The 12750-nt window shown below is 53.2% G+C and carries 10 protein-coding genes; 3 read left to right on the top strand and 7 right to left on the bottom strand.

What is annotated here, in order from left to right; translation table 11 throughout:
• Positions 1-263 precede the first annotated feature (263 nt).
• From HUN04_12255 to HUN04_12265, 3 genes are read right to left on the bottom strand one after another with little or no spacing between them, the layout of a single operon-like run.
• Positions 264-2015 carry a hypothetical protein gene (locus HUN04_12255; protein ID WDP90424.1) on the bottom strand — a complete coding sequence of 584 codons (1752 nt, stop codon included), beginning with the start codon at positions 2013-2015 and terminating at the stop codon, positions 264-266.
• Positions 2005-3510: a hypothetical protein gene (locus tag HUN04_12260; GenBank protein ID WDP90425.1), complete on the bottom strand. Its 1506-nt coding sequence runs from the start codon at positions 3508-3510 to the stop codon at positions 2005-2007. The genes HUN04_12255 and HUN04_12260 overlap by 11 nt, the downstream gene beginning before the upstream one ends.
• A gap of 24 nt (positions 3511-3534) precedes the next feature.
• Entirely contained in the window at positions 3535-5424 is a 1890-nt protein-coding gene (locus HUN04_12265) for a hypothetical protein (GenBank protein ID WDP90426.1), read from the bottom strand.
• A 205-nt stretch (positions 5425-5629) separates the two neighbouring features.
• Here HUN04_12265 and HUN04_12270 point away from each other — a divergent pair, with 205 nt between their 5' ends.
• The gene (locus HUN04_12270; protein WDP90427.1) at positions 5630-6958 is read left to right on the top strand and encodes an MATE family efflux transporter; all 1329 of its coding nucleotides are present in this window, start codon (positions 5630-5632) and stop codon (positions 6956-6958) included.
• 72 nt (positions 6959-7030) lie between these two features.
• Here the strand turns inward: HUN04_12270 and HUN04_12275 are convergent, their stop codons facing one another.
• Together HUN04_12275 and HUN04_12280 are read right to left on the bottom strand one after the other, a co-directional pair.
• On the bottom strand, positions 7031-8200 hold the full coding sequence (locus HUN04_12275) for an aminotransferase class III-fold pyridoxal phosphate-dependent enzyme (GenBank protein ID WDP90428.1): 1170 nt from the start codon (positions 8198-8200) through the stop codon (positions 7031-7033).
• A 175-nt stretch (positions 8201-8375) separates the two neighbouring features.
• On the bottom strand, positions 8376-9278 hold the full coding sequence (locus HUN04_12280; protein WDP90429.1) for a LysR family transcriptional regulator: 903 nt from the start codon (positions 9276-9278) through the stop codon (positions 8376-8378).
• Positions 9279-9394: 116 nt separating this feature from the next.
• Between HUN04_12280 and HUN04_12285 the strand changes: the two genes are divergently transcribed.
• A complete protein-coding gene (locus HUN04_12285; protein WDP90430.1) occupies positions 9395-9778 on the top strand; it encodes a carboxymuconolactone decarboxylase family protein in 384 nt (127 codons plus the stop codon).
• Between the two features lie 128 nt (positions 9779-9906).
• Here HUN04_12285 and HUN04_12290 read toward each other — a convergent pair whose 3' ends face one another.
• Both HUN04_12290 and HUN04_12295 read right to left on the bottom strand, forming a co-directional pair.
• Positions 9907-11331, bottom strand: coding sequence for a PLP-dependent aminotransferase family protein (locus tag HUN04_12290; GenBank protein ID WDP90431.1), 1425 nt, complete (start codon positions 11329-11331; stop codon positions 9907-9909).
• Positions 11309-12319, bottom strand: a complete 1011-nt coding sequence (locus tag HUN04_12295; GenBank protein ID WDP90432.1) for a DMT family transporter — start codon at positions 12317-12319, stop codon at positions 11309-11311. Before HUN04_12295 ends, HUN04_12290 begins: the two co-directional genes overlap by 23 nt.
• Positions 12320-12334: 15 nt before the next feature.
• Between HUN04_12295 and HUN04_12300 the strand changes: the two genes are divergently transcribed.
• A complete protein-coding gene (locus HUN04_12300; GenBank protein ID WDP90433.1) occupies positions 12335-12745 on the top strand; it encodes a hypothetical protein in 411 nt (136 codons plus the stop codon).
• Positions 12746-12750 lie beyond the last annotated feature (5 nt).

Consider the following 12750-nt stretch of genomic DNA (forward strand, 5'->3'; position numbering starts at 1 on the left):
AGAATAATATCTCGAATCATTCAATTTTATATCTGTCCCATAGAGAACATCCAATACAAGTATTTGGGCTGCATTATGGTGGTATTTGTCTTGAAAATCAATTCTTCTTTACCGGAGCTGTTTCTCCGGGGCAAAGAGTTCAACCGCCGGGCGGGATGGAAACATTCAATTGCCGAAGGTCGGCACCGGGGCCGGGCGGCCCGGTCTATGGATGGAAATTGCTAAAAAACCGGGGAGACAGAAATCTCCCCGGTTTTAAGTATTTAAACCAAGGTCCCCCAGGAGAGGTCAAAGGCCTGGTCGTTCTGCTCCAGGTTGGTGATGACCAGGGAGGGCATGATCCATGCCTGGCCGTCGCCGTCCGTGGGCTGGGCCACCTTTATCACGGGAAAGGCGGTCTGGCGGGCAATGGTCTTTACCGTAAGAAACCGGGTGTGGTTATCACTGGCCGGAAGCCGGGTAAAGGCCAGGTGGTTTACGTTATTGTGCATGGCGGATTTCTTGTAGGTTTCGAATTCCTCCATGTTGTAGATCCGCCCCGGCACCACTTCCATCTGGGTATCGGTGCGGGTATCCGTATCCACGGATATATAATACTTATGATCCTCGAAGCTGATCTCATACCCGTCGTAAAGGGTGTAGACATTGCCCAGGAGGGTGATGAGCTTTTCAAAATGGTTGATCTTCTTGGCGTATCTTTCGCCTTCCTGGTTTTTGCCCACATGGCGGTATTCGGCCATGAACAGGCAGTTCTCCGGCAGAAGCAGCAGTTCCTCCTTGTTGAACTCTTTCAGGATGTGGTGTTTGATGGCGGCCCTGACCTTTTCGCCCTTGGTGGGCCGGCCTGAAACCAGGAAATAAATGCCGGAGACCTCGTGGTCCCGCCGCCATTCATTGACCAGGGCGGCCTGCTTGTTGCAGAGCAGCTCCAGAAACCGGGCAAACTCCTTTTTCAGGAACCGGTCGTTTTCCCACCAGGGCCCCTCGTCCTCGGGCCGCCGGGTCTGGGTGAATGCATCGGCAAAATACTCCCCTGCCTTTCTTTCGGAAAAGGATTCCTTGCGCTTCAGGGCCGTGGTGATGCCCAGGTCCTCATCCTGGTAGGTGGATGCCAGGAGTACGCTGACATCGGAAGTCAGCCCCCCGATATCGATATGGCAGACCACAAAATTAAGGTTCTCGGCGTCGGGGTCCCGGTAGGGGGCCTGGGAAAAGAGAAAATCCACCTCCCTGAGATCCGGCCGCCGGTCCTTGTGGCCGGAGAGTTCCCAGAAGGGCATAAGTTTGATGAGATTGAGAAAGTAGAGTTCACAGGCCCCGCTCTCGTCGGCGGAGATATTCACAAAGGTTTTCCGCAGATGGCGCAGGTCCGAAGGAAACAGCCACTTCCATTTCCGGTCCGCAGCCAGTTCCATGCAGACCGAATAGATGTTCTCCCGGTACCCGTTCCTCAGGTTCTCGATAAAAAGGTCGGGTACGGTGACCCGGATCTCGGTGATCACGGGAATGGCCGGGCCGTTCCAGGGTCGTTCCTTGTTGGGTTCGGTGATGAACCTGAAGCTCTCCTCAAGAATTTTTTTAATATAGAGCTTGAACTGGGGCACATCCCCCTTGTAGGCGGCGAACTTGGAGGCAAAGGCGTATTTGGCGCTTCTCACCACCTGGCTGGAGCTGACGTTGTTTTCCCCCACATTGGGCACGAATGCAAAGTCCCGCTCGTCCCCGGAGGGCGGATTGATAAAGGCCGAAGGGAAACCGCCCTGGGCATCGGAATCCCCGTGGACCACATACTGCCAGGAATCGGTGATCTTATCCCGGCCGAAACTGCAGGGCCAGCAGAGCACCGATGTCCGGTAGGAGCCGAAATCGATAAAGAGGATATATTCCTCGTGGTTGTTGGTATCCCTGGGGGTCCGGCCGGCAATGGTCTCATAGTAGAGCTTGCCGTCGTCCTCCAGCTCCAGCTGGAACTGGTCCACTTCCTTGGGTTTTCTCTTGAAAAGTTTAAAGATCATGGGATTCTTCCTCCATTAAACGTCTTTCCAGAAGGGTGTAATCCCCCCTTGCCAATGTATTGGGCACGTAGAATTCAGCCATGTTCATGATGATATGGGGCAGGTCTGATTCCTTGGCGCTTAAGAACCCCTTTCTGTCGGGATCCAGGCGCCGGTAAAGGTTGTCCCAGAGGACGCCGGCAATGGTGCGGCTCCTGGTGTTGTCCCCCAGGAACTGGTCCAGATACTGGGAGAATACCGTTGTCCAGAATTCCTTGTGGTCCTGAATCTCACCGTTGTGGGTATAGGCCATCTCCGTGTTGAAAAACTCCCGGATGCCCTGGTAGGACTCGTTGAGGATGGCCTTGCGGACCCGTTCCTTTATTTCCGTGACCTCGTCGTAATTTTCAATGTCGTGGATGCTGTCCAGGGCCAGGGCATGGACCTCTGCCGCCTCCTTTATCCAAGGGGCAAGGAAAATATTGTCCAGGGCTTCCTGGATATGGGAGGAGGAGCAGAGCTGGGCCAACATATTCCTGGACCAGGAGATGCCCCCGTCCTTTTTGACCTGATCCTTAATCTCCCGCAGGTCTTTGTAATTGGAAAGGTTCCGGATCCAGGAATCCACATGGGGCCCCGGTGAGATAAAGGATACCGGATATTCGCCATTGCAGGGATTGACCAGCTGGACAATGGATTCAAAGGAAGTATAACTTTTAAAGTCCGCTGCCAGGTCGCTTTCCACATCCGTATTCCCGCAGTAGCTGGCAATGGCGCTGTCCCCCTGGAGGGAAAGCACCAGGGGCAGCTTGTGGTAGGAATAATTGGTTTTCAGCACATCCCCGTATTTTTTCAGGATGGCGTCCAGGGGATGGCCCGGGGGAATGGCGATCTTATGCTGGAAACAGGCCACCAGGACACCCGGGTAGCGGACCAGGCAGTCCAGCATGTTCTGCTGGAATTTGAGGTGCCTGTCCTTCTGGCTCTCCAGGGCGTCGGCCCCCTCCTTGATGCCCGGGTATTCGATCACCGGCAGGGTCATGGGGGTTTTGTCGGCCGGCACGGCCACCCGGATGAGGTAATCCTCGGGCTCGGCCCCGGAGGAGAGGTCGTAAAGGCGGTTGAACTGCTCCCAGGTCAGCCGGTCCCGAAGCACCCGTCCCGTGCTGATGGAGACCTGGGAAACCACCACCTCGTCGGTCCAGGTCACCGGATCCACCAGGCAGGGGACGGCGGTATTCTCCGAGGTATTCCGTTTCTTAACGGAAAACAGCGCTTTTAAATCATCATTGTCAAAGAGGTCCAGCAGATAACTGGTTTTGAATGACTTGTCCGTGCCTGTGATGTGGATATAAACGGGGGTGTCAATGGCCGGCACGGCCTTGAGGCAGTTTCTGCACCGCTCGATAATGCCGCCGGCATTTACCTGATGTTCCGCCGGGATGGTCTCCAGCTGCTGGACAACGGCTTCAATTTCCTGCTGCAGTTTTAAAAGGCGGTCTCGCTTATCGTACATGTTATGGTCTAAACTCCTTGGCGATTAAAATGCGTCTATAATCTGGTAGTTACCGTCAGTTGCCCTTACGATCTTGAGTTGGGCATCCCCCAGGTCAATTTCCATATCCTCGATATTATCCCGGAAACTGAAGGTGATGCTGTCCTTGGAAATCATAAATGTAAAGGGATTGAAAAGGTTCACGCTGGCCTTTTCGAATACAGCCTTTTTGCCGTCCTTGAAGGTGGCCCTGAAGCTGTCCAGGGGCTCGAAAAGACGGATGATATTGGTGGTGCCCGGTGTGATGGTCAAAGACTGCACCGATAGGCTGTCTTCTTTAGACAGCTGCACCAGGGTGGTGTTCACCTGGATGGGATCCCGCTTCAGGGAGAGGCGGGCCTCTTTCTCAAAGGAAGATTTGGTGATCAGGTTGGAAAGCACCAGGCTGGCCAGGGGATCATGGGTCTGGATCCCGTATTTCCCCCGGGTATCGCCCATGAGCAGCTCCCGGTGAACGGCCACGCTGATCTGCCCGCCCTTCAGGGCATTGAGACCCAGGGATTTGATCTTTTCCCTCACGATCTCAAGCTGACGGGCATGGCCGGTGGTCCGGGTAAAATAGGTCAACGCATCGTCGGAGAGCTTCAGTTTCGTGGCCTGCCCTTCGTCGAGCCCGTACCAGGTCAGGCTCTTGTCCAGCTTTTTCCTTCCCAGTAGCAGGCTGCCCATGCGCTTGGGCAACAGGGTGGCCTTATCTGCATTGAAAAATGCGGCAAACTCCAGGTTGCCGGATTGATCCTTCTGGGTCAACAGATACCATTGGTTCCCCTTGACAGGCGTTTCGATGCGCAGGGGGGTAAATGTATAGACATTTTCAAGGAACCCCTTCATTTTGTAGCTGATATTGTCGCTTTCCATGAGGGCGGCAAAGGCGTTTTCATCCCTGATTTTTTTAAAATCCCGGTAGGAGATCATGTTTTGCTTCATGTATTTGGAAATCTCCGCCGGCCGGATGTCCAGGTCCCCCACCTTGAAATAAAAAATGTTTGAGGCATAACCGGACCTGTCGGTGGAATAAATCCGTGCCAGACGCATGAATTCCGTGCCGGCCAGGACGGCCTGGTGCCGGGATATGACACTATTCACCTGTTTATTGTAATTGAAATAGGCAAAAAGGACCAGGCGGCTGCCCTGGTTCCGGTCCTTTGCATCAGCCGCCCGGTAGGCATCCAAATCCATGGTGGCCAGCATCCCGGAGATGTATTCAGGTCGCAGCAGGTCCTCGGCAATGCTGTAATTTTCTGATGTATCATCGGCCATCCATTCACTCACCATTGGAAATACCGATGCATAAAATTCCATTTCAGGGCCACTGCTGGTACTGCTGCCTGTCAGCCGCTTAAAGCTGAAAGGAAATTTATCCATGAGATTGCCGTACTTGATCCCGGCAAAAAGGGCGGCCAGAATTAAAACAGCAACGGCGATTCTGGGGAACCAGAACTGCTTCATCTGGCTTACCCCTTTTTCCTTTTGAAGGTAGGCCAGAAGCTGCCGCACCCGTTCCTTGCCCACGGATGCGTCGCTGTGGACCACATTGCCACCGAAAGCCACAATGGGTTTCTTTTTGTCAAGGGGCCGGAAAAAGGCCCAGGCATGCCCGATGTTGTCTCCCCGGGCCGCACGTACGGTGAGGTAGTCCACAAGCGCCTTGCGCTCGGAATTGTTCAATTTGTTCATGGGCACCGGTTCCATATCCGGATCCAGTTCCATGCGGCCATCCACGCCGATGACCCGGATCTCCAGGTGGGGGCCGATGCTCTGGTACCGCCGCACATCCTGAAAAAAATTGCAGTCCCCTGGAATCAGGGCCTCGTAAATCAGGGGCAGATCATTTATTTTCTTTACATTCAGTTCAAACAGGTTCAACCGTCCCATGTGGTCTTATCTCCTACACGCTTTCCGGAAATTTCAGGGCTTGTCATCTTCAAAACATAGAAACATACCACAAGAAGGTCCGAATTAACAGAGGGGAGAGAACCAAAAAATGAAAAATGTGGTTAATAATCATTGATTTATGCCGCCATTTAGTCTTTAATGGCCGATTTTCAAAAAGGTTTAAAACAAAGGGACGGAATCCAGAATGTATACCAGACACATCAAAGATACCCTTGTCCTCTCCCTGCCCATGATTGTGGGGCAGATCGGCCAGCTGACCATGTCCGTGGCCGACAACGCCATGGTGGGCCGCGTGGGTGCAGACGCCCTGGCCGCCGCAGCCTTAGGCAACGGCCTGTTCACCCTGATCATGGTAACGGGCATCGGCATATCCATGGCAATCACCCCTCTTGTGTCCATGGCCAAGGGCGCCGGCCGGGACAGGGAGTGCGGCACCATCCTCCGGCAGGGCCTCATGGTCAACATGGCCACGGGAATCCTCCTCTGCCTGGCCACCTTTATTGCGGCCCGGTTTATCCCCTTCCTGAACCAGCCCGAGGCCATTGTAGGGCCGGCCATGGTCTACATGGAGGTGCTGGGGCTTTCCATGCTGCCCCTGATGCTTTTCCAGTCCTTCCGGCAGTTTGCCGAAGGGATAAGCGTACTCAAGCCGGCCATGGTCATCACCCTGGCCGCCAACCTGGTGAACATCTTTGTCAACTGGGTGTTCATTTTCGGCAACCTCGGCGCCCCGGCCCTGGGGCTCACCGGCGCCGGCATCGCCACTTTTTCATCCCGGGCCTTTATGGCGATTTGCCTCATGGCGGTGTTGCTCAACGCCCCGGCCCTCAAACGGTATGACCCGGGGCGGTATTCCGGAAAACTGGACACAGCCCTCATCAAACGGCTGCTGGCCATCGGCATCCCCGGGGCCTGCCAATACTTCTTCGAGGTCTCTGCCTTTACTGCCTCATCGGTGATTGTGGGGTGGATGGGGGTGCGGGAACTGGCCGCCCACCAGATCGCCCTGAACCTGGCCTCCATCTCATTCATGTGCGCCATGGGCATCTCCGCCGCCGGCACCATCCGGGTTTCCAACGCCCTGGGCCGCAACGACGGGCCCAATGTAAGGAGCGCAGGCTTCAGTGCCGTATTCCTCTGCATGGGCTTCATGGCCCTGGCCGGCCTGGCCTTTGTCCTTTTCAGAGATACCCTGCCCGGGTTTTATGTATCCGACCCGGAAGTCATCCGGATCACCGCCCTGCTCCTGGTCATCGTGGCCTTTTTCCAGATATCCGACGGTACCCAGGCCGTCGGGATAGGCATACTGAGAGGTCTCACGGACATGAAGATTCCCACCGCCCTCACCCTGGCCGCTTACTGGCTCATCGGCCTGCCCTCGGGCTACGCCCTTGCCTTTCACTGGGGGCTGAGCATATACGGAATATGGTACGGCCTGCTCATCAGCTTAACAGCCTCCGCCCTGCTCATGATGCTCCGTTTCCATATCAAAACCCGCATCCGGCCGGCTTGATACGCCCCGCTTCCCGGACCCCGATAGAGGCCGGGGGCCGCCCTTTTGGCCGAAGTCGGGTGAAAACAATGGCTATCTCTTCAGTTGAATAGAGGACAGGAGACCCTTAAATGTATTGATAAACCCGGTAAAATCGGCTTCGGAAAGAATCAACGGGGGGTCAATCCTGAACGCCGCCCCTCTGTTCCCCAGGATGTATCCCTGCTCAATAAGGCCGCTGTAAATTGCATCCGCCATATCCTTATCTCTCAGATCCACGGCAAACATCATTCCCCTGCCCCTGACATCAAGGACTATTTCGTTATCCACAAGGGAATGAAGCTGGGACAGAAATCGGACGCCTTTCTCCTCAGCCGCCCTTATGAGATCGTTGTTCTCAATCTCCTGCACCACCTCATGCACAACCGCAGCCCCCAAGGGATCATTCTGGTGGGACTGGGCGTATTTAAAGGGAGTCCTTTCAAGTTGCCCGAGTGTCTCACGGTTGATTGCCGCCACACTGACCGGGTATCCGTTTCCGATTCCTTTACCCATGGCAATTAAGTCCGGTTCGATATCATAGTGCTGGTATCCAAACCATTTGCCCGTCCGGCCAACCCCTGTGGTGACTTCGTTTGCGATTATCTTGCCCTTATTCTTCCGAATGATCGTAACGATGTTTTGAATCAGCGCTTTTGGCGGAAACCGCACAAATCCCGACGAGCTTCCCGGTTCAAAAATAAACTCCGATATATCATGGGGAATCTCCTTGAGCAGCGGACAGGCTGGGTCGCAGCACGCATTCTTTTTGCATGCTTTGCATGGTTCCCAGTCGAAAACATACCAGGACCGGTTTCTGTCGGTAACAGAAGAATAGGCGCCAAGGTATGAATCCTCAAGTGTCATGGAAATATTTTTTCCGGTGAGATGTTTTGATATCTGTCTCAGTATCTCTATGGCCTCGCTGCCAGAACAGAGAAAGGTGCATTTTCCGTCATCAAAACCGATCCGCCGCAATATGGATTTTGAGGCTTTTTCAAGGATGTGGTTGGAGTAACAGAATCCGGCATGCACCAATGAATCAATTTGTTTCTTAACCGTTCTGTTTACCTGTTCATTATTGTGACCCAACGCCATGCACCAGGTCCCCGATTCCAAGTCAATAAACCGTTTTCCCCTATCGTCGAACAGGTATACGCCCTGGCCGCCGACAATATTCGGAAGTTTGAGTTCATGTCCGGTACTGCTGAAAACGTGTTCCATATATCCTCCTGTTTCCGACAAATGATAGTCTTTCGGCCCAGAATTCAACCCTTCTGCCCCACCTATCAATATTTCTTTGTATTTGTCCAGATACAGAATGATGAAAAAAAGTGCACCACAGTTTCACCCCCTGCAATCTTTATTGACTTCCGGAACCCGCCTCCACCGGAGCCGGTTAGAAAGGACCTGCGGCGGATACGTCCGGCAGGGTTTTCCGGATGTATTGCTTGAAATTGGCCAGTACCGGATGGGCAGTCCCTTTTAAATGACAAAGGTGCAGGGACAGCCTCGGCGTTTCTCCATTTATCGGCTTGAATACCACGCCCTTCCGCCGGCTCAGCGTACTGGACCGGGGGACAATGGCCAGGCCGAGCCCGGCCGCCACAAGGGGGATGGCACTGTGGTACGAGGATGTCTGCTGGACGATATCAGGGGTAAAACCGGCCAGGGAAAAAATACGCAGCCATTCGTTAAACAGGGCAGGCTGGATCTTCCGGGAAAAAAATATAATCTGTTCCCCCCTCAGCGAGCCCAGGGGCACCTGTGCTTTGCCGGCAAGGGGATGGTGGGAGGGAACGGCCAGCATATAGGCCTCTCTGTGAATAACGCGGGTATGGCAGCCGGAGGTGTCCTGGCCGAACAGCCGGACAATCCCGGCCTGAACCGACCCGTTCAGTATCGCCGACAGCTGGTCGCAGGTGTTCATCTGCGCAAGCCTTAATTCCACCTCAGGATATTCTTGTTTAAATCCCCGGATAATATCAGGCAGAAAGGAATCCATGGCCGGCCCGACATAGCCTATTGATATGGTTCCCCTGTCCCCCGCAGAAATCCGGGAAATATCCGTCCGGGCATTTTCCACCATACCCAGTATCTTCTCCGCATGCCGGACAAGCGCCTTTCCGGGCTCAGTCAGTTTTACCATCCGCTTGTTCCGGATAAAAAGCGGCACCCCGAGTTCCTGTTCCAGCTTTATGATCTGCTGGCTCAGGGGCGGCTGGGAGATATTCAGGGTTTTTGCAGCCCTGCCGAAATGCAGTTCCCGGGCCACGGCCAGAAAATATCGTAAAAGGCGCAATTCCATTCCCTGTATATAATACAAAATACATATTACTGAAAGTCTATAAATATATTGGATGTATTTTTCCACCTGGTTTAACCTGGCCCTGAACCCGATAAAAAAGGAGAGAAATCATGACGCCATCATCACGTGAAAAAGGATTAAAGGCATTGAAACAAATCACCGGGGCCACGGGAGAGCAGGTAATAGAGAGCCTCAAGGATACCGCCCCGGAACTGGCCGACTGGATCATCGATTTCGGTTATGGTGAGGTCTTTTCAAGAACGGGCCTGGACATGAAATCAAGGGAGCTTGCCACGGTTGCGGCATTAACGGCCATGGGCACGGCGGCTCCCCAGTTAAAGGTGCATATCCACGGCGCCCTCAATGTCGGATGCAAAAAAGGGCAGATCATTGAGGTGATTCTTCAAATGGCCGTATATGCCGGATTCCCGGCGGCAATCAACGGGGTCAATGCCGCCCGGGACGTTTTCAGAGAAAAAGAGATTCTGGATTAAAGGGCTTTAAGGCGTTGTCGCCCATGCCCCGGAAGCGGGACCTCATGGAAATCCGGGCGGGGAAGCATTGCAGCCTGGCCACGCCATTACCTGGCAAAGGAAAAGGACACGGCAACCGGGTCAACGCCTTAAATCAGATCGGATACCATCTTACCCAGCGCCTTGACCGCCCACCGGGTGGTGTCAGACCACATGGCCGCATTCAAGCGGATGAAATGCCGGAATTGATCCGTGGTGGAAAAAATGGCTCCCGGTGCAATGGAGATCCCTTGACGGGCGGCCATACTGTACAATTTAAGGCTGTCCACCGACCCCGGAAGCTCAATCCAAAGGGTAAACCCGCCCTCAGGCCGCGTAATCCTGGTCCCGGAAGGAAAGTGACGCCCGACGGCATTGGACATCTGAAGGACTTTTTTGGCATATTCCTTCTGGATTTTTCGAAGATGGTTGTCATACCCGCCGCTGACAAGGAATTCCGCCATGGCCAGCTGGGTCGGGGTAGGCGTGGCAATATTGATCACCAGTTTTTGATACATCACCGCATCAAAATGGCGGCCCGGAACAATCCAGCCGACCCTGTATCCCGGGGCAATACTTTTTGAAAATGAAGCGCAGAGCAGGGAATGGCCCTGGTCATCCCAGGATTTTATCATTGAGGGGCGATGGCCGGAAAAAGAAAGGTCACCGTTGATATCGTCTTCAATCAGAGGCACCCCGGCCCGTTTCACCACTTGCAAAAGCGCCTGCTTCGCCTCATCCGGCATGCAGTTGCCAAGGGGATTATTGAAGTTGGAAAGAATGAGGCATGCGGCCACGGAGTGCCGTTCCAAGGCCTTTTCGAGCAGATCAATTTCAATGCCCCGGGTCGGGCACATGGGGATTTCAAGCACTTTAAGCCCCAAATTTTGAATCATCTGCAGGAAATTAAAATAAATCGGGGTGCCGATGGCAAGGGTATCCCCCTTTTGGCAAAGGGTTTTCAGGGCCAGAAAAACCGCTTCGCTGGCCCCATTGGTGATGATGATTTCCTCCGGATTCACGGAACACCCGGCCCGGACCATCCGTTTGGAGATCTGTGTGCGCAGCCGTTTGTTCCCGGGTGTCACGGCATAACCAATGCTTGCCCCGGGGAACCGCCTGTTCTCCGAAGCCAGCATGCGGTTCAGTTTTTTTACCGGAATCAGTTCCGGATCGGGTATGGCCGCTCCAAACTGAATGAGATCGGGATTCATCACATCACCCATCACCCGCATCACCACTTCGCTGTCTGTGATTTCAGTCGGATTCAGCGGCCTGCGGCTATGGCTGTATTGGGGGCCTGCAGGGATACCGGGCAGGCGCGGGCAGACATAGTAGCCGGACTGCGGCCTGGATTCGATGGCGCGCCGGTCTTCAAGAAATCCGTAAGCCGTTTTCACCGTATTTATGCTGACCTTGAACTGACGGCTTAAGGCCCGGATGGACGGGATCCGCTCGCCGGGCTGAAAGGTGCCTTCATCCACCAGGCTTAAAATTTTTTCCGCAACATTTTCATACAGAGGCTTTTTTCTCATAATTCTCCCTGCAGGGGCGTGGGGTGCTGGCAATGAAATCCGAAGGCAGCGCAGAGGGTTTTGCTCCCCATGGAAGAATTCCCGCAAGGCCCTTTACGCCTGTTTTCATCTCCTCAATGGAGATTTTTTTCATCATAAACAGGTTCCCGCAAAGAATCAATCCGACACCGGCAAAGGCCTCGCTGCTCCAATGGTAATCTTCCCAGATGGTTGAAATGATAAGGGCGACAATGGGAAAAATCAGGGTGGCGTAAGCAGCCCGGTCCGCTCCGATGCGCCCGATCAGGGACAGGTAGCAGCCAAAGGCCACAATTGAGCCGAAAAGGGCAAGGTAAACCAGGGCCCCTAAATATTCCAAGGACAGATCCAATACAAATGGCTTACCTGACAGGGACGCAACGGCCAGCATCAGCAAGGCGCCGTAAGTCATTCCCCAGGCATTGGTTTGAACAACGGGAAGGCCATTTTTTTGATTCCTGGCGGAGATGATGTTGCCCAGGGAGGCCAGAAGGGTGGCAGCGAATGCAACGGCAATGCCTACCAGGGCCTTGTCTTCCCAATGAAAGGCATGGAACTCCGGCTTAAAAACCAGCACAATGCCGCATAATCCGAAAATCCCGCCCACGATGATTCTTGCGTCAAAGGGGGACTTGAGAAAAACGGCGCCATTAATCATGTTAAAAATGAGAACCGTGGAAAAAATAACGGCGGCCAGACCGCTGGTGATATAAAGTTCCGACACATAGAACAGCCAATAGTTCAATGCAAAGAGGAAAAGGCCCTGGAGCGCCATGAACAAATGCTCTTTTAAGGTAAAGCGCATGTTCAGGCGCCGGAGGGCACACCAGATCATCAACATAACCGCAGCCAGGGAGAATCGATAGGCCACCGAAAGGATGGGGTCAACCCGCCCCAGTTGGAACTTGATACCGATCCAGGTCGATCCCCATATCAAAACAGTCAACGCATAGTAAATAATGTTTTTCACGGCTTTTCATTTCCTTTGAGTCTGGTTATTGGCTTATGCCTGAAATTTTATAATCTTTTGATTAAACAACAAGATACAATTCCGCAGATAAAAATAGGATACAATTTAAAAAAAATTTTTTTGGGCAGGATACAAAACAATGATTTAAAAATTGTATCCCTTGCTGAAAAGCAGATTTATGGTACCTGGGAATACTTCAGAAAGAATGGTGCGGATACGGCAATGGCCGTATTTATAATGCCGTTGGATATTCCGATGGTTATATTGCTGATTCCTGCTCGTAAATCAGTTCACCGCAAAACGGGCAAAAGACCATTTGGTTCTCTTCTCTGCTCCCCTCGAAAAAAAACCATTCACCACCGCACTCGGATTCATAATGCGTTTCATTTTCATCAATTACAAGTTCCCATTCGCATTTTTTCATAGTTCTG

The sequence above is a fragment of the Desulfobacter sp. genome (assembly GCA_028768525.1).
Classification (GTDB): Bacteria; Desulfobacterota; Desulfobacteria; order Desulfobacterales; family Desulfobacteraceae; genus Desulfobacter.

Coding starts and splice junctions, on each gene's coding strand:
- HUN04_12255 (WDP90424.1), bottom strand. CDS start 2,015: ATGATCTTTAAACTTTTCAAGAGAAAACCCAAGGAAGTGGACCAGTTC.
- HUN04_12260 (WDP90425.1), bottom strand. CDS start 3,510: ATGTACGATAAGCGAGACCGCCTTTTAAAACTGCAGCAGGAAATTGAA.
- HUN04_12265 (WDP90426.1), bottom strand. CDS start 5,424: ATGGGACGGTTGAACCTGTTTGAACTGAATGTAAAGAAAATAAATGAT.
- HUN04_12270 (WDP90427.1), top strand. CDS start 5,630: ATGTATACCAGACACATCAAAGATACCCTTGTCCTCTCCCTGCCCATG.
- HUN04_12275 (WDP90428.1), bottom strand. CDS start 8,200: ATGGAACACGTTTTCAGCAGTACCGGACATGAACTCAAACTTCCGAAT.
- HUN04_12285 (WDP90430.1), top strand. CDS start 9,395: ATGACGCCATCATCACGTGAAAAAGGATTAAAGGCATTGAAACAAATC.
- HUN04_12290 (WDP90431.1), bottom strand. CDS start 11,331: ATGAGAAAAAAGCCTCTGTATGAAAATGTTGCGGAAAAAATTTTAAGC.